This window comes from Candidatus Poriferisocius sp., assembly GCF_965219815.1.
Taxonomy (GTDB): Bacteria; Actinomycetota; Acidimicrobiia; order Acidimicrobiales; family Bin134; genus Poriferisocius.
This window is the reverse complement of record NZ_OZ244791.1, coordinates 548,311-569,439: the sequence shown is the minus strand read 5'-3', so window position 1 is coordinate 569,439 and position 21,129 is coordinate 548,311. Positions and strand designations below refer to the sequence as shown.

The 21,129-nt window shown below is 65.0% G+C and carries 19 protein-coding genes, 3 tRNA genes and 1 other RNA gene; 14 read left to right on the top strand and 9 right to left on the bottom strand.

The annotated features are described in order from the left end of the window. Window positions 1–177: 177 nt before the first annotated feature. Window positions 178–735, bottom strand: coding sequence for a hypothetical protein (locus tag ACOQPI_RS02775; RefSeq protein ID WP_420618188.1), 558 nt, complete (start codon window positions 733–735; stop codon window positions 178–180). 438 nt (window positions 736–1,173) lie between these two features. On the opposite strand from ACOQPI_RS02775, the gene ACOQPI_RS02770 reads away from it, so the two are divergent. Both ACOQPI_RS02770 and guaA read left to right on the top strand, forming a co-directional pair. Further along, the gene (locus ACOQPI_RS02770) at window positions 1,174–2,337 is read left to right on the top strand and encodes a GuaB3 family IMP dehydrogenase-related protein (RefSeq protein WP_420618187.1); all 1,164 of its coding nucleotides are present in this window, start codon (window positions 1,174–1,176) and stop codon (window positions 2,335–2,337) included. Between the two features lie 29 nt (window positions 2,338–2,366). Next, the gene (guaA, locus tag ACOQPI_RS02765) at window positions 2,367–3,920 is read left to right on the top strand and encodes a glutamine-hydrolyzing GMP synthase (RefSeq protein ID WP_420620976.1); all 1,554 of its coding nucleotides are present in this window, start codon (window positions 2,367–2,369) and stop codon (window positions 3,918–3,920) included. 12 nt (window positions 3,921–3,932) lie between these two features. Here the strand turns inward: guaA and ACOQPI_RS02760 are convergent, their stop codons facing one another. Then, the gene (locus tag ACOQPI_RS02760; protein ID WP_420618186.1) at window positions 3,933–5,297 is read right to left on the bottom strand and encodes a KamA family radical SAM protein; all 1,365 of its coding nucleotides are present in this window, start codon (window positions 5,295–5,297) and stop codon (window positions 3,933–3,935) included. 106 nt (window positions 5,298–5,403) lie between these two features. On the opposite strand from ACOQPI_RS02760, the gene ACOQPI_RS02755 reads away from it, so the two are divergent. After that, the gene (locus ACOQPI_RS02755) at window positions 5,404–6,534 is read left to right on the top strand and encodes a hypothetical protein (RefSeq protein WP_420618185.1); all 1,131 of its coding nucleotides are present in this window, start codon (window positions 5,404–5,406) and stop codon (window positions 6,532–6,534) included. Here ACOQPI_RS02755 and ACOQPI_RS02750 read toward each other — a convergent pair. Further along, window positions 6,531–7,286 (bottom strand): SDR family NAD(P)-dependent oxidoreductase, encoded by a 756-nt coding sequence (locus tag ACOQPI_RS02750; protein ID WP_420618184.1) that lies wholly within the window; start codon window positions 7,284–7,286, stop codon window positions 6,531–6,533. The genes ACOQPI_RS02755 and ACOQPI_RS02750 overlap by 4 nt on opposite strands. 54 nt (window positions 7,287–7,340) lie before the next feature. Then, window positions 7,341–7,431 (bottom strand) — tRNA-Ser (locus ACOQPI_RS02745). Window positions 7,432–7,523: 92 nt separating this feature from the next. On the opposite strand from ACOQPI_RS02745, the gene ACOQPI_RS02740 reads away from it, so the two are divergent. After that, window positions 7,524–8,168, top strand: a complete 645-nt coding sequence (locus ACOQPI_RS02740) for a nitroreductase family protein (protein ID WP_420618183.1) — start codon at window positions 7,524–7,526, stop codon at window positions 8,166–8,168. 43 nt (window positions 8,169–8,211) lie between these two features. Further along, window positions 8,212–8,298 (top strand) — tRNA-Ser (locus ACOQPI_RS02735). Between the two features lie 20 nt (window positions 8,299–8,318). Here ACOQPI_RS02735 and ACOQPI_RS02730 read toward each other — a convergent pair. After that, window positions 8,319–8,406, bottom strand: a tRNA-Ser gene (locus tag ACOQPI_RS02730). Window positions 8,407–8,503: 97 nt separating this feature from the next. Here ACOQPI_RS02730 and ffs point away from each other — a divergent pair. The 3 genes from ffs to recR all read left to right on the top strand — a co-directional run bounded on the left by ffs (window position 8,504) and on the right by recR (window position 11,165). Next, window positions 8,504–8,602, top strand: an RNA gene (gene ffs, locus ACOQPI_RS02725) — signal recognition particle sRNA small type. An 83-nt stretch (window positions 8,603–8,685) separates the two neighbouring features. After that, window positions 8,686–10,542 carry a DNA polymerase III subunit gamma/tau gene (gene dnaX, locus ACOQPI_RS02720; RefSeq protein WP_420618182.1) on the top strand — a complete coding sequence of 619 codons (1,857 nt, stop codon included), beginning with the start codon at window positions 8,686–8,688 and terminating at the stop codon, window positions 10,540–10,542. A 2-nt stretch (window positions 10,543–10,544) separates the two neighbouring features. After that, the gene (gene recR, locus ACOQPI_RS02715) at window positions 10,545–11,165 is read left to right on the top strand and encodes a recombination mediator RecR (protein WP_420618181.1); all 621 of its coding nucleotides are present in this window, start codon (window positions 10,545–10,547) and stop codon (window positions 11,163–11,165) included. A 146-nt stretch (window positions 11,166–11,311) separates the two neighbouring features. Here recR and ACOQPI_RS02710 read toward each other — a convergent pair whose 3' ends face one another. Then, window positions 11,312–12,490 (bottom strand): acetyl-CoA C-acetyltransferase, encoded by a 1,179-nt coding sequence (locus ACOQPI_RS02710; protein ID WP_420618180.1) that lies wholly within the window; start codon window positions 12,488–12,490, stop codon window positions 11,312–11,314. A gap of 52 nt (window positions 12,491–12,542) precedes the next feature. Between ACOQPI_RS02710 and ACOQPI_RS02705 the strand changes: the two genes are divergently transcribed. Continuing rightward, on the top strand, window positions 12,543–13,418 hold the full coding sequence (locus ACOQPI_RS02705; RefSeq protein WP_420618179.1) for a 5'-3' exonuclease: 876 nt from the start codon (window positions 12,543–12,545) through the stop codon (window positions 13,416–13,418). A 14-nt stretch (window positions 13,419–13,432) separates the two neighbouring features. Beyond that, window positions 13,433–14,569: a nitronate monooxygenase gene (locus ACOQPI_RS02700; RefSeq protein ID WP_420618178.1), complete on the top strand. Its 1,137-nt coding sequence runs from the start codon at window positions 13,433–13,435 to the stop codon at window positions 14,567–14,569. Here the strand turns inward: ACOQPI_RS02700 and ACOQPI_RS02695 are convergent. Further along, complete coding sequence (locus ACOQPI_RS02695) at window positions 14,551–15,126, bottom strand: TIGR00730 family Rossman fold protein (RefSeq protein ID WP_420618177.1); 576 nt, start codon at window positions 15,124–15,126, stop codon at window positions 14,551–14,553. The two genes, ACOQPI_RS02700 and ACOQPI_RS02695, sit on opposite strands and share 19 nt — an antisense overlap. 121 nt (window positions 15,127–15,247) lie before the next feature. Here ACOQPI_RS02695 and ACOQPI_RS02690 point away from each other — a divergent pair, with 121 nt between their 5' ends. From ACOQPI_RS02690 to ACOQPI_RS02680, 3 genes are read left to right on the top strand one after another with little or no spacing between them, the layout of a single operon-like run. Continuing rightward, window positions 15,248–16,789, top strand: coding sequence for an acyl-CoA carboxylase subunit beta (locus ACOQPI_RS02690; protein WP_420620975.1), 1,542 nt, complete (start codon window positions 15,248–15,250; stop codon window positions 16,787–16,789). 58 nt (window positions 16,790–16,847) lie between these two features. Then, window positions 16,848–17,042, top strand: a complete 195-nt coding sequence (locus ACOQPI_RS02685; protein WP_420618176.1) for a hypothetical protein — start codon at window positions 16,848–16,850, stop codon at window positions 17,040–17,042. Then, on the top strand, window positions 17,039–17,605 hold the full coding sequence (locus ACOQPI_RS02680) for an MOSC domain-containing protein (RefSeq protein ID WP_420618175.1): 567 nt from the start codon (window positions 17,039–17,041) through the stop codon (window positions 17,603–17,605). Before ACOQPI_RS02685 ends, ACOQPI_RS02680 begins: the two co-directional genes overlap by 4 nt. On the opposite strand, the gene aat is transcribed toward ACOQPI_RS02680, so the two are convergent. Both aat and ACOQPI_RS02670 read right to left on the bottom strand, forming a co-directional pair. Beyond that, window positions 17,602–18,270, bottom strand: a complete 669-nt coding sequence (aat, locus tag ACOQPI_RS02675; RefSeq protein ID WP_420618174.1) for a leucyl/phenylalanyl-tRNA--protein transferase — start codon at window positions 18,268–18,270, stop codon at window positions 17,602–17,604. The genes ACOQPI_RS02680 and aat overlap by 4 nt on opposite strands. Before the next feature lie 40 nt (window positions 18,271–18,310). Continuing rightward, window positions 18,311–19,738 carry a peptidylprolyl isomerase gene (locus tag ACOQPI_RS02670; protein WP_420618173.1) on the bottom strand — a complete coding sequence of 476 codons (1,428 nt, stop codon included), beginning with the start codon at window positions 19,736–19,738 and terminating at the stop codon, window positions 18,311–18,313. 163 nt (window positions 19,739–19,901) lie between these two features. On the opposite strand from ACOQPI_RS02670, the gene ACOQPI_RS02665 reads away from it, so the two are divergent. Next, window positions 19,902–21,116 (top strand): aspartate kinase, encoded by a 1,215-nt coding sequence (locus ACOQPI_RS02665; protein WP_420618172.1) that lies wholly within the window; start codon window positions 19,902–19,904, stop codon window positions 21,114–21,116. Window positions 21,117–21,129: the final 13 nt, after the last annotated feature.

Genomic DNA, 21,129 nt, shown 5'->3' with positions numbered 1-21,129 from the left:
AGGTGCTCTCCTGATCCAGACTCTGGACCTGTCTACAAACTCCAGAATCCCATATCAGGAGGGCATTCAGGCACACTCCCACATCCAACCAACCCACCCACATAAAGGATCAAAGCTAGCTAAATCAGCGACACGCCATTAGAAATCATCAGAGCAATCCATCAAGATATTCCCAGTTCATGTTTGGCGTAGCCGAGATGAGTATTGGCGCAGCTCGTTTCGAACACGCGGGCCGAACTCAACCTGGAAAGGTGCCGCGTGAACGGAGATGGGATCCACTGCAATGCCCAAAAAATGCAACCGTTCAATAACCCATTCCATCCAATTTTCATTGTCATTTGGATCGAGAACTAGAATTGTCATTTTCGTGAGTTCACGCCCAATCGCAGTTTTCCATTGACTATTAGGAGAGTTCACAGGCCAGGATGACCAGCCGCGGTCATCTCTTAATATAACACGTCTACCGTCCGTCAAATCCGCAAATTCTTCTACATAAAAATGAGTTTTCCCTGATTCAAAAGCTTCTCGCTGTTCGGCAAATACCACATCATTGGGGACTACAGTATAGGAACTTTTTTGATGCAGAAGCATATACCATTTTCTTGAAGATTTAGGAGCATTTATTTCACTCGGTATCGAGTAACGAGTGTAGCCTTGTCCATCAAGAATTGAGGATCTGCGAGGGGCACTCAAGTCTTCGATTTCACACATTGCTCCCAAAGCGACAACGCTCAACAATGGATCACCTACACAAGTTTCAACATCATCTTATACAAGAGTCTAGTCTCTGGGATTACACGGAAGGTCATACCGACTTGAGTAGTATTTTGTCGGTGGATCAGGTTGGCCTGGAATATCAACATCAACCGCAGCTCGCCAAGAAACTATTCACTAGATTGTTGGCTCTCTTCGCTTCGTTCGTCCTCCGCGTTAGCTGTTGAAGACACAGAAATGATAAGAGATGCTATTAATGCTACAAGCAACCCACATAATACTCTATTGTACTTAATCATATTTCACGCCTTCACATCAAACATGTTGATGCTAGCATCGTATTTCGTGCCCAACAAGTTCTGAAAAGACGTCGGCAAATCGCTACAGCGTTCAGAAATCCTTCAAACACAGGGTCGCGCACTCTAGAATGTGTGGCTTCCAAGCAAAAGGGGCGTCGTGATGGCCGAGGTTGACATCGGGCTGGGCAAGACCGCACGGCGGGCGTACGGGTTCGACGACATCGCCATCGTGCCCACCCGCCGCACCCGCGACCCCGAGGACGTGAGCATCGCCTGGGAGATCGACGCCTACCGCTTCGACCTGCCCCTCATGGCCTCAGCCATGGACGGTGTGGTCAGCCCCGAGACCGCCATCGCCATTGGCCAGCTCGGCGGGGTGGGGGTGCTGAACCTGGAGGGGCTCTGGACCCGCTATGAGGATCCCGAGCCGATCTTGGATGAAATCGTGGCCCAGCCCCCTGAGAAGGCCACCCTGCGGATGCAGGAGCTGTATGCCGAGCCGATCAAACCCGAACTGGTCGGCGAGCGCATCCGTCAGATCAAAGACGCCGGGGTGATTTCCTGCGCCTCGGTCACTCCCCAGCGCACCGAGCAGCTCGCCCCCCACATTCTGGCCGCCGAGCTCGATCTGATGGTGATCCAGGGCACGGTGGTCACCGCCGAGCACAAGTCCAAGAACCATGAGCCGTTGAACCTCAAGCAGTTCGTGCGCCGCTTGGAGATTCCGGTGATCGTCGGCGGCTGCGCCAGCTATGACGCTGCACTTCACCTCATGCGCACCGGCGCCGCCGGCATCCTGGTAGGGGTGGGACCGGGCCAAGCCTGCACTACCCGGGGGGTGCTGGGCATTGGGGTTCCCCAGGCCACCGCCATCGCCGACGCCCGAGCGGCCCGGATGCGCCATCTCGATGAAACCGGGGTGTATGTCCACATCATCGCCGACGGCGGCATGGCCACCGGGGGCGACATCGCCAAGGCCATCGTGTGCGGGGCCGACGCGGTGATGATCGGCTCCCCGCTGGCCGCGGCCCACGAGGCCCCCGGCCGGGGCCACCACTGGGGCATGGCCACCTTCCATCCCACCCTGCCCCGAGGCGCCCGGGTGCAGACCACCCCCCGGGGCACGCTGGAAGAGATCCTGGTTGGCCCGGCCCGGGAGAACGACGGCCGCCTCAACCTGTTCGGCGGACTGCGCACCTCTATGGCCACTTGCGGCTATGAGTCGCTCAAAGAGTTCCAGAAGGCCGACGTCATGATCGCCCCCTCCCTGCAAACCGAGGGCAAGTCCCTCCAGCGCTCCCAGGGCATCGGAATGGGCCGTTGAGCAGCACCGCCGACGGATCATCGGCGGCCATCGGCACCGATACCGCCAGCCGAGACCACCCGGTCTTGGTGGTGGATTTCGGCGCCCAGTACGCGCAGCTCATCGCCCGACGGGTGCGCGAGGCCCACATCTACAGCGAGATCGTCCCCCATTCCATCAGCGCCCAAGAGATCAGTGCCCGCCAGCCCGGTGCGGTGATCTTCTCCGGCGGGCCCAAGTCGGTCCACGTCGAGGGATCGCCCCGCATCGACCCCGACATCTACCGCCTAGGCATCCCCATTCTGGGCATCTGCTACGGCGCCCAGCTCATTGCCGCCCAGCTCGGCGGTGAGGTGTCCCGCACCGGCATCGGCGAGTACGGCCGCACCGCCATGAGCGTGAGCGACCCCGGCACGCTGTTCGGCCCCGACGAAGACACCGAGCGCCCGGTGTGGATGAGCCACTTCGACTCCATCGCCACTCCGCCCGAGGGCTTTGTGATCACCGCCTCCACGCCCCAGGCGCCGGTGGCCGCCCTGGAAGACCCCGCCCAGCGCATATTCGGGGTCCAGTTCCACCCCGAGGTGGCCCACACGCCAGGAGGGCAGGCGGTACTGGAGCGGTTCTTGTACCGAGGTGCCGGCCTGGCCCCGTCGTGGACCACCGAGTCGTTCATCGACGAGGCGGTGGCCGCCATCCGGGCTCAGATCGGCGACGGGCGGGCGGTGTGCGGTCTGTCCGGCGGGGTCGACTCGGCGGTGGCCGCCGCTTTGGTCCATCGGGCGGTGGGTCATCAGCTCACCTGCGTGTTCGTAGACACCGGCCTGATGCGACAAGACGAGGGCCAGCAGGTGATCGACGCCTTCCGCCGCTCCCAGGGCATCAAGCTGATCGCGGTGGACGCCGCCGACCGGTTCTTCGACGCCCTGGTGGGGGTGATCGACCCCGAGGAGAAGCGCAAGATCATCGGCGAGCTGTTCATCCGCATCTTCGAGGAGGCCGCCAACCAGGTGGACGGCGCCGCCTATCTGGTGCAGGGCACGCTCTACCCCGATGTGATCGAGTCGGGCTCTGACTCCGCGGCCAAGATCAAGAGCCACCACAACGTGGGCGGAATTCCCGAAGAGATGGACTTCGAGCTGGTGGAGCCGTTGCGCGACCTGTTCAAAGACGAGGTGCGGGCCGTGGGCCATGAACTGGGCCTGCCCGATGAGATCGTGTGGCGCCATCCCTTCCCCGGCCCCGGCCTCGGTGTGCGGGTGATCGGCGAAGTCACCCCGGCCAAAGTGGCCCTGCTGGCCAAGGCCGACGCCATCGTTCGAGCCGAGATCACCGCCGCGGGGCTGGAACGGGAAATCTGGCAGACCTTCGCCGTGCTGCCCGACATCCGCACCGTGGGTGTGATGGGCGACGAGCGCACCTACGGCCAAGTGGCGGTCATCCGAGCGGTGACCAGCGAGGACGCCATGACTGCCGACTGGGCCCGGCTGCCCTATGAGCTGCTGGAAAGGATGTCGAGCCGCATCATCAACGAGGTGGACGGCATCAACCGGGTGGCCTACGACATCACCTCGAAGCCCCCCGGCACCATCGAGTGGGAGTGAGCTGAGCCGAAACTAGGCAGCTCTGGTGGTGATGAGCTGCACCCGCTGGGGGGTGTCGGTCTTCATGTTGTTCAGCTCGTCGGTGTAGAAGAACTTCTCCTCGCCGAACGCTGGCCGCAGCTCGTCGAGCCACGACGCCTTCTCGTCGTAAGCGGCAAAGAAGATCTTGTTCACCCAGTCGGGGTCGCGAGCCTGGACGAACTTCAGGGCGATCGCCTTCTCGCCGCCGACCTCGACGATGCCGTCCACCAGCACCTTGCCCGGAGTGGCCGACATAGACGGCCCCCGCCAGGTGCGGGCCAGCCCCGACACCTGCTTATAGGCGTCGGTGTAGATCTGGTAGGCCTCCACCAGCGGCACCTCGAAGTACCGCTTGGCCCCGGTGTCGCGCTCCACGAACATGTAGTAGGGCACCGCCCCCAGGGACACCTCGGTGGTGATCATGTCGGCCCAGGCCCGGGCGCTGTCGTTCACGTGGCGGATCAGCGGGGCCTGGCACCGCACCACCGCACCGGTCTCGATGATGCGCCGCAGCGCCTCTCGGGAGGCGTCGGTGGCCAGCTCCACCGGGTGCGAGTAGTGGGCCATGATGGCCAGGTGGCGCCCGGAGGCCACGATCTCCTCGAACAGCCGCAGCAGGTCGTCGGCCTCTTCGCCCTCGGTGAACTTGTAGGGCCAGTAGGCCGGGGCCTTGGTGCCGAACCGGATGGTGTTGATCTCCAGGCTGTCGTCCATCAGCGGCTCGGCGTAGCGGCGGATGAGCTCGGTGCGCATGATCATCGGGTCGCCTCCGGTGAACAGCACATCCGACACCGTCGGGTTCAGCTTCAGGTAAGCCACCAGCCGGTCGATCTCCTTGCTGGCGAATTTGAGATCATCGAGCTGCACGAACTGCGGCCACCTAAAGCAGTAGGTGCAGTAGGCGTGGCAGGTCTGGCCCTGGGTGGGGAAGAACAGCACCGTCTCCCGGTACTTGTGCTGCACGCCCTGCACCACCTCTTCCTCCAGGTACCCGGCGTTCATCTCCACCTGGCCGGCTGGGTGCGGGTTGAGACTCAGCTGGATCTCCCGGGCCGCGGCCTTGAGCTCGGCGGCCGGCACCTCGGCCTTGATCAGATCGGCGATACGGTTGAAGTGCTCGGGGTCGAGCATGCCCTCTTGGGGGAAGGTGAGCTGGAACATGGGATCGTCGGGCACGTTGTCCCAGTTGATGAGCTCCTCGCACACGTAGTTGTTGGTCTTGAACGGGAGCACCGATCCCACCACGCGGGTCACCATCTTCTGGTGGTCGCTCAGCCGGTCGAAGCCGGGGGTGTCTTCCAGGTTGCGGAGCTGGAAGGTGCGGAAGGTGTGCTGTTCGCCGTTGCCGGTGCTCATGGTGGGTGCCTCCCTATGAGAACGCCGTCGATTAGTGAGAGTTGCCCTTGATGGTACCAGCCTCTCCGACAATTGATGAGGGAAGCTGGTCTGTCACCATAGGCGAGTGCTGACCAAATTCGACGATTTCCCCATTCACCAGACCCCCGACCCCATTTCCACTCCGGCCACCGGGGAGAAGGACTTCTACGAGCGCTACTGGTTCAACGGCTACTCCAAGATCGGAGACATGTACCTCGGCGTGGGCACCGCCCGCTACCCCCACCTCGACATCCAAGATTGCGGCATCAGCATCGTCCACAACGGCGTACAGCACGCCTTCCACGCCTCGGCCCGGGCCAACCCCGAGCCGTCCGACGTCAGCGTCGGACCGTTCCGCCTAGAGATCACCGAGCCCATGAAGGTCTGTCGGGTGGTGCTGGAGCCCAACGAGACCGATTTCGCCGCCGATCTCACCTTCGAAGCCCGCACCGCCGCCATCGAGGAGCCCCGCCACCACTGGTCCGACGGCAGCCGCCGCATTATGGACACCACCCGGTTCACCCAGTTCGGCCGCTGGCACGGCTGGATCGAATACGACGGCCAGCGCATGGAGATCGACCGAACGGAGACCTACGGCACCAAGGACCGCTCCTGGGGCGTCCGCCCAGTGGCCGGCGGCGACAACCGGGGCGCCCCGCAGGCGCCGCGGGCCATGGGACTGTTCTTCTTGTGGGCGCCGCTGCACTGGGACGACATGTGCAGCCACTACCAGCTGTTTGAGGACACCCTGGGTCGCCCCCGTTTCCACGTGGGCGCCTTCCTGCCCACCTACGACTCCCTCACCGACAACCCCGGCGTGGAGGATCCCGGTGTGGAGCCCATGCACCGACTCGAGCACCAACTCGAGTTCGAGCCCGGCAGCCGCATGATCAAGAGCGCCACGCTGGCCATGACCTCGCTGGAAGACGACACCCGCCACGAGATCACCTTCGAGAAGCAGTTCACCTACCGCATGAAGGGCATTGGCTACAGCCACCCCACCTGGTCGCACGGCGACTGGAAGGGCGAGATGGCCATGGAGTCGGAACGCTGGAAACTAGCCGACGTCGACGAGACCGCCTTCGAGAACCAACACGTCCAGCACCTGATGAAGGTCCGCATGGGCGACCGAGAAGGCATAGGAGTCCTAGAGCAATCCATCTTCGGCCCCTATCGCCCCTACGGCCTAGAAGGCCACATAGCCCCCGCCGGCTAGCGCAGGTAGGCGTCGCCGCCGTCGATGTTGATGGTGGTTCCGGTTATGTAGCTGGCGGTGTCGCTGCATAGGAAGGCCACGACTCGGCCGATGTCGATCTCGGCGTCGCCTACTCGTTTGAGGGCGAAGCGCTCTTGGAGGGCGGCGAAGCCCTCGGGGTTGAACCCCTTCCAATCCTCCATGGCCGGTGACATGGCCACCGGCATGAGGGTGATGGCCCGAATGCCGTCGGCCCCCCATTCCATAGCGGCGGCCCGGGTGATCGACTGGATGGCCGATTTCACACCGGCGTAGACCCCCATGCCGCTGGGATCGGTCTTGAGGCTCGACCCCGACCCTTGGTTGATGATCACGCCGCCATCCTTCAAATAGGGATGGCACAGCCGCATGAAGCGGATGGAGGCCAGCGCCCCCGAGGTCCACGCCGCCATGCACGCCTCGTCGCTCACCTCCAGCAAGTGCCCGTGGGGCACCTGCTGGGCGTTGTTCACCAAGATGTCGATAGTGCCGAAGTGCTCCACCGTGCGGTTGACACAAACCTGGATGTCGTCTAGCTCGTTCACGTCGCACACCAGCGCCAGCGCCGAACCGCCCCGGTCGGCGATCTCGGCCGCCACCGCCTGCACCTTCGACTCGGTTCTAGCGGCCACTGTGACTCCGGCCCCCTCTGCGGCTAGCGCCAAGGCGATCCCCCGGCCCACTCCCTGGCCCCCGCCGGTAACGATGGCCGTCTTTCCGTCAAGCATTCCCATGGCATCGAACCCTATCCCGGCAAGTTGGGCAAGCCACGAGCAACCGGCAATGAGCGGAGAGGGTGGGATTCGAACCCACGAACCACCTTGCGGCAGTTACTTCCTTAGCAGGGAAGCGCCTTCAACCGGACTCGGCCACCTCTCCAGGCCCTCCCACCCTAGCGGTTACCACTTAGGCCGGTCTCATGGATTGCCCAGTCACGCGCCTACCATCCGGGCCATGGGAGTTCTTGAGCGATGACCCCGTTCGACACCAGCACCACCGATCGGCTGCTTTCCACCACCCGCTCTGTGCGACGACGGTTGGACTTCGACCGGCCGGTGGACCCCGACGTTTTGCGCGACTGCGTGCGCTTAGCCGCTTATGCCCCCAACGCCTCCAACGCCCAGGACTGGCGTTGGGTAATCGTGACCGATACCGAGCCTCGAGCCGCTATCGCCGACCACTACCGGGCGGGCATCGTCCCGCCCATGCAGGAGCTGCTCGACCGCCGCCGGGCCGACGGAGACGCCGCCGGTGTCCGCCACTCCGAGGCGGTGCTCTATCTGGCTGAGCGGTTCCATGAGGTGCCCGCCCTGGTCATCCCCTGCATCCGGGGCCAGCTCGACCCCAACCTCGATCTCGCCTGGACCGCCAGCCTGTTCGGTTCGATCCTGCCCGCAGTGTGGAGTTTCCAGCTCGCCCTGCACAGCCGGGGCCTGGCCTCCACCTTCACCACCACCCACTTGCTCGCCGCTGGCGAGGTCGCTGCCCTGCTTGACATCCCCGACGACTATCTCCAGACATGCCTCATCCCAGTGGCCTACCTGCGGGGCGGAGACCTCAAGCCTCCCGACCGCAGGGATCCCGACGAGATCATCGCCTGGAACACCTGGGCGTAATCCACCCCCTCAGCACCGCCGGCCCACCACTAATCTCCTTCTCGGAGGGATGGCAGAGCGGACGATTGCAGCGGCCTTGAAAGCCGTAGGGCCTTCCGGGGTCCCGGGGGTTCGAATCCCCCTCCCTCCGCTTGACAACCGCTTGGAGAATGGCGGAGGGGGTGGGATTCGAACCCACGGTGACTTGCGCCACACACGCTTTCCAAGCGTGCCGATTCGGCCGCTCTCGCACCCCTCCGGGAGTTAGGAAATTTACCGCAGACCGACGGGCGGTCCCGCACCGGTTGCCGCTATCCTGGCGACATCTGGGCCGTGGGCCCGGTTTGGAATGTGATGGTCGGGTCCTGTGCAATGCCAGCCCGTGAACCGAGTCAGGGCCGGGAGGCAGCAGCTCTCAGCGGATCCTGGGGTGTGCCGCAGACCGCCTGGCCATCACTTTCGAGACCGGAGACCCACGGCCCGACTGATTCCGCCCGACTGGGCCTAGCTGTCGCTCAGTCTGAGTAAAGTCGGCGCAATGGCCCTTCAGGCGCTTTATCGACGGTACCGGCCGGGCTGCTTCGCGGAGTTGCGAGGGCAGGAGGCCGTCGTTCGAGCCCTCCAGAACGCGGTCCAGCAGGGCCGAGTCGGCCATGCCTACCTGTTCAGCGGTCCTCGGGGCACCGGCAAGACCAGCACGGCCCGCATTCTGGCCAAGGCCCTCAACTGCACCGACTTGAGCAGCGACGGCGAACCCTGCGGCCAGTGCCAGTCGTGCCTGGACATCGCCAACAACACCTCGTATGACCTCATCGAGCTCGACGCCGCCTCCAACAACAAGGTGGACGACGTCCGCGACCTCATTTCCCGGGTGGCGATGGGTTCTCCTGGCCAGGCCAAGGTGTACGTGCTGGACGAAGTCCACATGCTCACTCCTGGAGCGGAGAACGCTCTGCTGAAGACGCTCGAGGAGCCCCCCGACCACGTGGTGTTCGTGCTGTGTACCACCGAGCCCCACAAAGTGGTGCCCACCATCCGCAGTCGCACCCAACACTTGGAGTTCAACCTCATCGACGGCGACGTGCTGGCCGACCACGCCCGCTGGGTGGTGGAGCAGGCCGGACTGGAAGTGGACAACGACGCCATCAACCACGCTGTCCACCGCGGGGCCGGGTCGGCTCGCGACACACTCTCGGCCCTCGACCAGATCGCGGCCGCCGGCGGGGTGGCCGATCGGCTCGACGCGGTGGACGCCATCTTGGAGGCGTTAGCCGGTCAAGACTACGGCCCCGCATTTGTCGCGGTGCATGAGACCCTGCGGTCGGGCCGGGAGCCCCGGATCATTGGCGAGGCCCTCCTCGATCGATTGCGGAACGCCTTCTTGAGCAAAATGGGCGCCGACTTGAGCCACCTCACCGACGCCCAGCAGGAAAGCGCCCGGGCCACCGCCGCACAGATTCCCCCGGCCGGACTCACCCGCGCCCTGGAGGTACTGGGGACCGCCCTGGTGGATATGCGTCAAGCTCCCGATCCCCGAGTGGATTTGGAAGTGGCACTGGGACGACTCACCCGCCGAGACCTCGACACCGACCTCAGTGCCCTGCTGGAGCGCGTCGAGCGCCTGGAGCGCCACGGTCCTCCCCCGTCCACCCCCTCGACGGGTAGCACCGACCCCGCTCCTGACTCCCCGGACTCCTCGCCCAGCAGCAGCCCGAGCAGCGGACATGAGCGAGCCCGAGCCGCCATTGCCCAGCTCCAGGCCAAACAGACCGTAGACACCGAGCCGCCTTCGGCGGCATCTGTCCCCCAGGATTCCGATTCCGACGTCGCATCGGCAGCCGATCGAGCCCCGCGTCCAACGCTGGGAGCAGTGCGAGCTGGTCGAGCGCCTGCGACTTCACCAATCAGTCCGGAGGCCGCCGGAGCCACCACGGTCACCGACGATGCCGATGCATCCCTGCCCAGTCGAGAAGAGATGGTCATGGCCTGGGCCGACGCCATCCTGGGCAACCTTCCCAACCGGGCCCGGATCCGCTTCCAGGCTGGCCGCTTCATCGCCAACGATCCCCGAAGCGTGGTGTTCGCCCTGTCTGATCAAATCCACCTGGACCGCTGCGAGGAAGTCCGCGAGGCGGTAGACGACGCGCTCCGAGAGCACTTCGGACGGCCAGTGCCGCTGCGTCTGGCCATCGACGACGACAGCACCGCACCGCCTCCCGACCTTCAGCCCGCACCGGCGCCTCCCGCCCACGATGAAGTCGAGGCCGCCGATCCCGATGAGCTGGTCGACGAGGAGACCGCCACCAAAGAGGCCATTTCCAATCTCATGGCGGCATTTCCCGACTCCGAACTCGTCACCTTCGATCCGCCCGCCGCGAGCAGCCAGCCGGGGTAGTCATGGACAGCGCAAGCAGCGTCTATACCGCCCCGGTTCAGGTGCTGATCGACGAGCTGGGCCGCCTGCCGGGCATTGGCCCCAAATCGGCGCAGCGCATCGCCTTCCACTTGCTGAAGGTGTCCGAGCAAGATGCGCTGAGGCTGGCCGACGCCATCAAGGAGGCCAAGGCCCGAATTCAGTTCTGCCAGCGATGCTTCAACATCACCGAGCACTCTGAATGCGAGCTGTGTGCTGACCATCGCCGCGACCCGGCGGTCTTGTGCGTGGTGGAGGAGCCTCGCGACATTGTGGCCTTGGAGAAGACCCGGGAGTTCCGAGGCCGCTACCACGTGCTCGGCGGGGCCATCAACCCCATCGAGGGCATCGGCCCCGACCAACTCCGTGTCAAAGAGCTGCTGGCCCGCATCAACGACGAAAACGTCACCGAGGTCATCTGCTGCACCAACCCCAACATCGAGGGCGAGGCCACCGCCATGTACCTGGCCCGCCTCATCGAGCCGCTCGGGGTGGCCGTGACCCGAATCGCCAGCGGCCTCCCGGTGGGCGGTGACCTGGAGTACGCCGACGAACTGACCCTCAGCCGCGCCTTGGAGGGCCGTCAGCGCATCTCAGCGGGCTAAGTCGACCAGCCTGCAAACGCAAGACACCGCCTTAGCGAGTCGGGCGGGGGGCATTGGGAACCGACACGCATAAGGCGGCGCTTGTTTGTTTCAATTACATTACAAAGATGACGAAACGAAGTCAAGTCATCTTGGATTTGTAACAATCAGACTTCGACTAGGAGCGCATCCCCCTGGCCGCCGCCGCCGCACAGCGCAGCTGCTCCCAAGCCGCCGCCCCGACGGCGGAGCTCGTGCAACAACGTAAGCACGATGCGGTTTCCGCTGGCCCCGATGGGGTGACCCAACGCAATGGCCCCGCCGTTCACGTTCACCACTTCGTCGGAAATCCCCAGGTCGGCCATCGATGCCAGGGCCACTGCGGCAAACGCTTCGTTGATCTCAAACAGGTCCACGTCGCCCAGGCTCCGATCGGCCGACTTGAGCGCCTGGAAAATGGCCCGCGACGGCTGGGTGAGCAGCGAGGGATCGGGTCCAGCCACCTGGCCGTAGCCCGCATAGGCACCCAGCGGCTCCACGCCGAGTTGCTCAGCCCGCTCCCGGCTGGCCACCACCAGCGCGCTGGCCCCGTCGGAGATCTGTGAGGCGTTGCCCGCAGTGATGTTGCCCGACTCGGCGAACGCCGGGCGCAGCCGGCCCAGCGACTCGGCGGTTGCGTCGGTGCGCACCCCCTCATCGGCCGGCACCGTCACTGGATCGCCCCGGCGCTGGGGCACCTCCACCGGCACCACCTCGTCGTCGAACCGACCGGCGGCCGCGGCGGCCGCGGCCCGCTGATGCGACTGGGCTGAGAACGCATCCTGGGGCTCACGGGGCAGGCCGCTCGACGCGGCGTACTTCTCGGTCCCTGTCCCCATGGCACAGTGATCGAAAGCGCAGAACAGCCCGTCGTACATCATGGAGTCCACCAGATTGCCGTCGCCCAGGCGATACCCCTCCCGGGCCTTGGTCAACAGGTAGGGCGCCTTGGTCATCGACTCCATGCCTCCGGCCACCACGATTTCGGCGTCGCCCGCGGTGATCATCTGGTGGGCCAGGTAAACGGTGTTGATGCCCGACAGGCACACCTTGTTCACCGTGGTGGCCGGCACCGTCATCGGGATGCCCGCCCCCACCGCTGCCTGTCGAGACGTGGCCTGACCCTCACCGGCCAACAGCACTTGACCCATGAACACGTAGTCCACCTGCTCGGGGGCCACGCCCGCCCGCTCCAGCGCAGCTCGAATGGCCAGCGCCCCCAGCTCGGTCCCCCGAAACGACGCCAGCCCGCCCGACATCTTTCCGATAGGCGTGCGGGCACCGGCCAAGATCACCGTCTCGCTCATTGCTTCTCCCTTGTCTGTTCGCCTTCGATGTCGAACAGGATACGGTCGCGATGTGCGGGTCCACCTTGTTGACGGGACATATGAGCTGTTCCGCTACCACTTCTCCCCGGGCAACCGCGACGCCGAGCGGGGAGCGGCCCGGGGCGTGGTGCACAGCATGCTCCAGCTGGTGGACGACGGGGCCACCCACATCGGAATAGCCACCGATCAGGTGATCGAGTCGTTCCGCAACGAATTGTGGCCCGGCTACAAGACCGGCGAAGGGGTGCCCCCCGAGCTGATGGCCCAGTTCCCCCTGGTGGAGGAGGCCCTAGCCGCCGCCGGTTTCTGCATCTGGCCCATGGTCAAGCACGAGGCCGACGACGCGATGGGCGCGGCGGCCCGCAAGGCCGCCCTCGATCCGGAAGTAGAGCAGGTGCTGGTCTGCACCCCCGACAAAGACCTGGCCCAATGCGTCACCGCCGACGGGCGAATCGTGCAATACGACCGCCGCCAACAGAAGCTCATCGACCACCAAGCGGTGGTGGACAAGTTCGGGGTTGTACCCGAGTCGATCCCCGACTACCTGGCCCTGGTGGGCGACACCGCCGACGGCTTCCCCGGACTGGCCGGCTGGGGCGCCCGCTCCACCGCGACGGTGCTGGCCTACTACATCCACCTGGAGAACATCCCCGACGCTGTGGGCCAGTGGGAGGTGAGCGTGCGGGGTTCGGCCAAGCTGGCCGCCACCCTGGCCGAGAACCGGGAGCTGGCCATGCTGTTCCGTCGCATCGCCACCATCGACGACGGTGCCCCGACTTTTGATGGCCTCGACGAATTAGAGTGGGCCGGCCCCACCCCGGAGTTCCCCGAGCTGATGAGCAGATTGGGCGGCGACCATCTTGTTGAGCGAGCCGACGACCTGAAGCGCCGATTGGGAAAGACCTGAAAGGAAGACCAGATATGCGTACTGCGGTCACCGAAATGTTTGACATCGAGTTCCCGATCCTGGCCTTTACCCACTGCCGCGATGTGGCCGCCGAGGTCAGCCGAGCCGGTGGATTGGGTGTGCTGGGCGTTGTCGGACACACCGAGGAAGATCTGGAAACCGATCTGGCTTGGATCCAAGAGCAGGTCGGCGACCGCCCCTTCGGCGTCGATCTTGTCGTTCCCGCCCGCTACGAGGGCGTGGAACAGGGCGGGCTGGACGTCGAGCAGGCCCACTCGCTCATCCCTGACGAGCACCGGCAATTTCTCGACGAGTTGCTCGAGCGCTATGACGTGCCGCCGCTGCCACCCGACGACAGCTCACCCCGGGACTGGGGTCCCGCGGCCCCGCTGTCGGGCCGTCGCGCCGGTCGCCAACTCGAGATCGCCTTGGCCTACCAACCTGCACTGGTGGCCAACGCGCTGGGCCCGCCTCCCCCGGAGATGATCACCCAGAGCCATGCCGCCGGTGCCCGGGTCGCCGCCCTGGCTGGCCGGGCCGCCCACGCCGAGCGCCATGTGGCCGCCGGCGTCGACATCATTGTCGCTCAGGGATACGAGGCTGGCGGCCACACCGGAGAGGTGGGCTCGATGGTTCTCATCCCCGAGGTAGTGGACGCGGTGGCCCCCGTGCCGGTGTTGGGCGCTGGGGGTATCGGCCGAGGGCGGCAAATGGCCGCAGCCATGGCACTAGGGGCCCAGGGGGCGTGGTGCGGCTCGGTGTGGCTTACCACCGAGGAGGCTGAAACCCACCCGGCGGTCAAGCAGAAGTTCCTGGCTGCTGGATCGTCTGACACGGAGCGGTCCCGCACTATCACCGGCAAGCCGGCCCGGATGCTGCGCTCGGCCTGGACCGAGGAGTGGAACCGGACCGATACCCCCGATCCTCTCCCCATGCCGCTTCAGATCATGCTGACCGGCGAGCCCCGCCGCCGCATCGACCGGGTGGCCCACCACCCCGGCAGCGGTGCCGAGAAGCTGACCAACTATTTCGTCGGCCAAATCGTGGGTGCCATGAACCAATCCCTCCCCACACGCCAAGTGGTCTACAACCTCGTCGAGGAGTTCATCGAGGCCGTGGAAGGCCTCCAGTCTCAGCTCGACGACGGATAGAGGAGCGTTAACGCCTCATCAATCGATCGTGCCCGCTGGATGATCCCCGCCTTCTCGGGCTTGATGAACCCAACATCGACAAGCTGTTGATGAAACGCGGCCAACGGCTCCCAGAACCCATCCTCATCCAACAGCACAACCGGCTTGTACCGCCCGCCCTCGTGCAGCCCCAGCTGCGTCCAGGTGGCAGCCTCGAATAACTCCTCCTGCGTCCCCAACCCGCCCGGCAGTGCACAGAACCCGTCCGACAGCGAATACATGAGATGTTTGCGCTCGTGCATGTCGGCCACCAGGTGCAGTTCGGTCAGCCCTTGATGGGCCACCTCAATCTCGTCCAGGAAGTTGGGGATCACCCCGATCACCTCGCCGCCCGCGGCCATGGTCGCGTCGGCCATCACCCCCATGAGCCCGACCCGCCCCCCGCCGAACACCACCCCGATGCCCTCGTCAGCCAGCCGCCGCCCCAAATCAGCCGCCAATTCCGCAAACCCCGCCTCAGTCCCCAGCGACGAACTGCAAAAGACCGCCACCCGCCTCTGCCCTGAATCCAAACCCACGTGAGTGAGGCTACCCATCCCCATACGCGAATGAGCGATTACGTTCCCTCCGGAGGATCGCAACGACACGCTCAACAACCCAGACCCCATGTAGCCTGTCACCACAATGGCCGAGCACTCGATGAAGGATCGCCTCAACGACTTGGAGCGCCGCAAGCACGAGGCCCTCCACGCCGGACCCCAGCGGGCGGTCGACCGCCAGCACGACAAGGGCAAGATGCTGGCCCGGGAGCGCATCGAGTACCTGCTCGACGACGGCTCCTTCCACGAACTCGACATGCTGGCCCGCCACCGAGCCCTGGACAGCGGAATCGAGGAGCGGCCCTACACCGATGGGGTGATCACCGGCTGGGGCACCATCGACGGGCGCAAGGTGTTCTTGTTCGCCCAAGACTTCACCGTGTTCGGCGGCGCGCTGGGCGAGGTGTTCGCCGAGAAGATCCACAAGGTGATGGACCTGGCCTTGTCAGTGGGCGCTCCCATGATCGGCCTCAACGACGGGGCCGGGGCCCGCATCCAGGAGGGGGTGGTGTCGCTCGACTCCTACGGCGGCATCTTCCACCGCAACGTGAGGTCCTCCGGCGTCATCCCCCAGATCAGCGTGATCCTCGGACCGTGCGCCGGTGGTGCGGTTTACAGCCCGGCCATGACCGATTTCGTGTTCATGGTGGCCGAGAAATCGCACATGTTCATCACCGGTCCCGACGTGGTGAAGACCGTTACCGGCGAAGAGGTCACCCTGGAGGATCTGGGCGGGGCCCGCTCCCACTCCACCAAGTCGGGGGTGGCCACCTTTGTGGGCCAAACCGAGGAGGAGGTGCTTGATGAGGTCCGTTTCCTGATCAGCCACCTCCCGCCCAACAACCTGGAGGAGCCCCCGCGGGTCGATGCCACCGACGATCCCGAGCGGCTCACCCCCGAGCTGCGCGACATCATGCCCGACAGCCCCAACCTGCCCTACGACATGCGCCAGGTGATCCAGGGGGTGGTGGACGACGGGGAGTTCATGGAGTACCACGCCCACTGGGCCCAGTCCATCGTGTGCGGCTTCGCCCGGCTCAACGGCTACACCGTGGGCGTGGTGGGCAACCAGCCGATGGTGCTGGCCGGCGTGCTCGACATCGAGTCGTCGTCAAAGGCGGCCCGGTTCGTGCGGACCTGCGACGCCTTCAACATCCCGCTGCTGACCCTGGTGGACGTACCCGGCTTTCTGCCCGGCGTCGATCAAGAGCACGGCGGCATCATCCGCCACGGGGCCAAGCTGTTGTACGCCTATTGCGAGGCCACCGTTCCCCGCATCCAGGTCATCACCCGCAAGGCCTACGGCGGTGCCTACGTGGTGATGGACTCCAAGTCGGTGGGCTCCGACCTGTCGTTCGCCTGGCCGGGCGCCGAGCTGGCCGTGATGGGTCCGCAGGGGGCTGTGGAGATCATCTACCGCCGCGAGCTCCAGTCCGCCGCCGATCCCGTGGCCCGTCGGGCCGAGTTGGTGGACGACTACACCGAGCGCTATGCCAACCCCTACATCGCGGCCGAGCGGGGCTATATCGACGATGTGATCGACCCCGCCGACACCCGCCGCCTGGTGATCGCCGGTTTCGAGATGCTGCGCTCCAAGCGAGAAGAACTGCTGCCTCGCAAGCACGGGATCATCCCGCTCTGATCCCCAGGCGCGGAAAAATCACTCCGGCGTGACCCACGTGACCAGCTAGAACAGCCTCATGAGCCTCATCCAGATCACCCCGCAGCCCACCGATGCCGAAGTCGCTGCCATTCTGGTCGCCTACGAAGCTCTCTGGCCTCGTCCCGCGGCCGTCGAGGTTCCGGCTCCTTCCGCACCCCGCTGGCGGTTCAGCGGCCGATGGTGGAGCGCCCCCTCGGCAACCCGCAAACAGCGACAGTCGTTGAAGCGATGACCACCGACCCGGCCCACCACCGCACTGCCGAGGAACTGGAAGCTGCCCTCGACCACATCCGCCAAGCGCCATCCGACCACGGCACGCTGGAGTTGATCGTGCGCCGTCCCGCGGTGGATGAGCGCGAGGTCCTGGAAGTCGGCCATCTCAGTTTGGAGAAGGGCTTGGTAGGCGATACCTGGGCCCAGCGCGGCTCATCGAAAACGCCCGACGGCGGACCCCTCCTCGACGCCCAGATCAACATCATGAATGCGCGGACTATCGCAGCCGTGGCCGGGCCCATCGATCGTTGGGCCCTCGCCGGCGATCAGCTGTACATCGATCTCGACATCAGCACCGAAACCCTGCCCCCCGGCACTCGCCTCGCCCTCGGGCAAGCCGTGATCGAAGTCACCGCCGAACCCCACACCGGCTGCCAAAAGTTCTCCTCCCGGTTCGGCCTCGCCGCCCTCCGCTTCGTCAACTCCCCCACCGGCCGCGCCCTCAACCTCCGCGGCATCAACGCCCGAGTTGTCCACCCCGGCCCCATCCACCAAGGCGACTCAGTTACCCGCTTGCCCTAATCAGACCAAGGCGCCGACGGCTGCTTGACCGCTGTCTTCAAACGCGCCAAGTACTCACTTCGAGGAATCTCCACCGCCCCCAAGCTCCGCAGGTGCTCCGTCGCCCACTGCACATCCAACAGCCGGGCTACGCCACCGTGGTTCAACCTCCCTACCAGCGCCACCAGCGCCACCTTCGACGCATCGCGATCAACATGAAACATCGACTCTCCCGCGAATAGCCCGCCGATCGACACCCCGTACAACCCGCCCACCAGCTCTCCCTCCTCCGACCACGCCTCCACGCTGTGGGCCCAACCCATGCGGTGCAGCCCAACGCAGGCATCTCGGATGTCCGGTGAGATCCAACCATGAGGACGCTCAATTACTCGGCAGGCATCGACGACATCGGCAAAGGCAATATCAACCGTTATTCGATATCGCCGCAGCGACCGACGGAGCGAGCGGGTCACCCGGAGATCATCGAGCGGGATCACTCCCCGAGGGTCGGGCGACCACCATCCCAGTTTGTCGGTGCGTCCCAACGGCATCGGAAACAAGCCGGATCGGTAGGCGGCCAGCAGCGTTCCCGGGGCCAGATCCGCCCCCACTGCCACCAAGCCATGCTCATCGGCCGTCTCCGCAGGCGGAAACTCCCACTGGCTGGGCTCGGGGACAAGCCTCATCCCCATACTCTGCCCCACCCAGAGAGCGGGGGTTGGAGGACTAGCCGGATTCTTCTATGGTGACCGAGTTGACGATCACCTGCGGCTCAGGCCCACCGCCCAGCGGGTTGTTGGGCTGGTCGACGTGGCTGGCCAAAATGGCCTCGGCCACCCCCAAACTCGCATCGTCCATTTGGCCGAACACCACGTAGGTGCCCTGGTTGTTGAGCCGGGCAGTCTGCTCGTTCACCGCGAAGAAGAACTGGGCGCTGGCACTGTTGGGCGCCGCCGTGCGGGCCATCACAATCTGACCCGGCTCGTAGGTGAACCCCGATCCCTCGTCGGGGATGGTGTAGCCCGGACCGGGATCAGACGGGGAGTTGCTGTGCGGCGCCCCACCCTGGATGATGCCGATACCCGGATCGGTGCGGAACAACAGCGTGTTGTCGTAGTAGTGGTACCGGGCCAACACCGCGAAGTTGTTGGCTGTGATCGGCGTGTTGGCCACGTCGAGCTCGATCCGCATCTCTCCCGCGGTGGTGTCGAACACCGCGGTGTACTGCTTGGAAGCGTCCAAACACATGGGCTGGGGGCCGTCGAAGTCCAGGACCTGTGGTCCTGATCCGTCTGCTGGAGGACATCCGCTCAAATCAATGCTCCCTTCAGGAGTTGGGTCGGTGGATTGTATGGCAATGGAGTTGACGATGACCGCTTCAGACGGTCGCCCTCCGAAGGCGGTGTCCGGGTCGTCAACGTGAAGGACGAGGGCATCGAGGACCACCGACAAGCTGCCGTCGGAAATCTGGCCCAGGCTCGTGAGCCCCGACACCGGCTGGGATGGCAGGAACTCGTCGTAGGCCAGCAGGAGGAACTGTCCGGTCGTATCTCCCTCAGCCGACCACAGCAACTGACCTTGCCGAAACTCTTCGGCCTCGTCCGCAGCCACCGTGAACCCCGGCCCGGGATCGTCGCCGTCGTTGGTGTGGGGCGACCCACCCTGGATGTAGCCGCCGGTGGGGTCGGTATAGAACACGGCTGTTCCGTCGTAGTAGCCGTATCCGGCCAACGCTGTGAATGCGTTCACCGCCTCGGGATTGGCCTCCTGGTCGAGAGCCACCCTGATCTGTCCCAGGGTTGTGTCGAACACCGCGGTGTAGTCAAGCTCGGGATCGAGGCATTGCGCCGGAGCTGACTCAAAGGAGGTCACTCGGAACGCCGGGCCCGCCGGATCGGGGCACGGAGTGACTTCCCCGGTCAGCTCGCCTCCAGGGCCCGGGGGCGGCGGTAGGTCGGGAAACCCGCCGGTGCCCGGTGCGGCGTCGGCGCCATCGCCCTGGGCCGTCTCGCCGATGGCGGCGTCCCCGCTGGTGTCGTCGCTGCCGTCATCTCGCACCACCAGCCACAAGATCAGAACCGCCACCACGATCACCGCCGCAATCAGAGCGACCCGAACGCCTCTAGAGCGGATTCGGCCGCGGCTCTCGGTCACCCTGGCCCGTTGCTGCGCAACCTGTCGGCGCGCCCGCTGACGCTGTCTCTTGTCGGTGGCCATCGCCTGAAATCTACGATGGCAATCACCGAAGTGCCTATCAGCGCAAGAATCTCGGATAACAACCACAAATGTGCCCATGAGCGGCCGGTAGCGTTTGGGCGTGGCCTTGGTGGTTCAGAAGTTCGGCGGTACGTCGGTAGCCAACGCCGACCGCATCCGCGAGGTGGCCGACCATGTGCGCCGGTGTCGGGACCGCGGCGATCAGGTGGTCTTGGTGATCAGCGCCATGGGCAAGGAGACCGATGAGCTGCTGTCGCTGGCCTCGGCGGTGTCCACCACTCAGCCGGGCCGGGAGCTGGACATGCTCATCACTGCCGGGGAGCGCAAAGCGTGCGCCCTCGTTTGCATGGCCCTTCACGACCTCGGAGTGCCGGCCGACTCCTTCACCGGCAGCCAGGCCGGGTTCGTCACCGACACCAATCACGGCAACGCCAAGATTCTGGAGATCACCCCCGGCCGAGTTCAGGCCGCCCTAGACGCCAATCGGGTGCCGGTGGTGGCGGGCTCCCAGGGGGTCAGCACCGAGAACGACGTGACGTTCTTGGGCCGGGGTGGCTCCGACACCACGGCAGTTGCGCTGGCCCACACCCTGATGGCCGATGCCTGCGAGCTCTATACCGACGTGCCCGGGGTGTTCACCACCGATCCCCGGGTGTGCCCCGATGCCCGCAAGCTGGGCACCATCTCGTTCGACGAGCTTCTGGAGATGACCGCAGTGGGCTGTCCCAAGCCGGCCATGCGCTCAGTGGAAGTCGCCCAGAACTACGGAGTCAAGCTGCACATTCGATCCGCCTTCACCTGGGAGCAGGGCACCTGGGTGGTTAAAGAGGAGTCTTCCATGGAGCAACCCATCATCCGATCGGTCACCCCCGACACCTCGGAGGCCAAGATCACCGTCACCGGCGTGGCCGACAGGCCCGGCGTGGCTGCCATCATGTTCCGCAAGCTGGCCGACGCCGGCGTGAACGTGGACATGATCGTGCAGAACGCCTCCGAGCACGGCGTCACCGACATCTCGTTCACGGTTCCCGACGAGGACGCAGACACGGCAGCCGATCTGACGAAAAAGGTGGCTGATGAGATCGGGGCAACCGGCGTGACCGCCGACCGCAAGATCGCCCGGGTCAGCCTGGTGGGGGCGGGGATGAAGTCCCACCCCGGCGTGGCCGCCACCATGTTCGAGACGCTGGCCCAGGAGAAGATCAACATCGAGATGATCTCCACCTCTCCCATCCGCATCAGCTGCGTCATACGCCAAGACCAGACCGATGCGGCTGTTTCTGCGCTGCACGAGGCCTTCGACCTGTCCCGATAACGACCGCGATTCT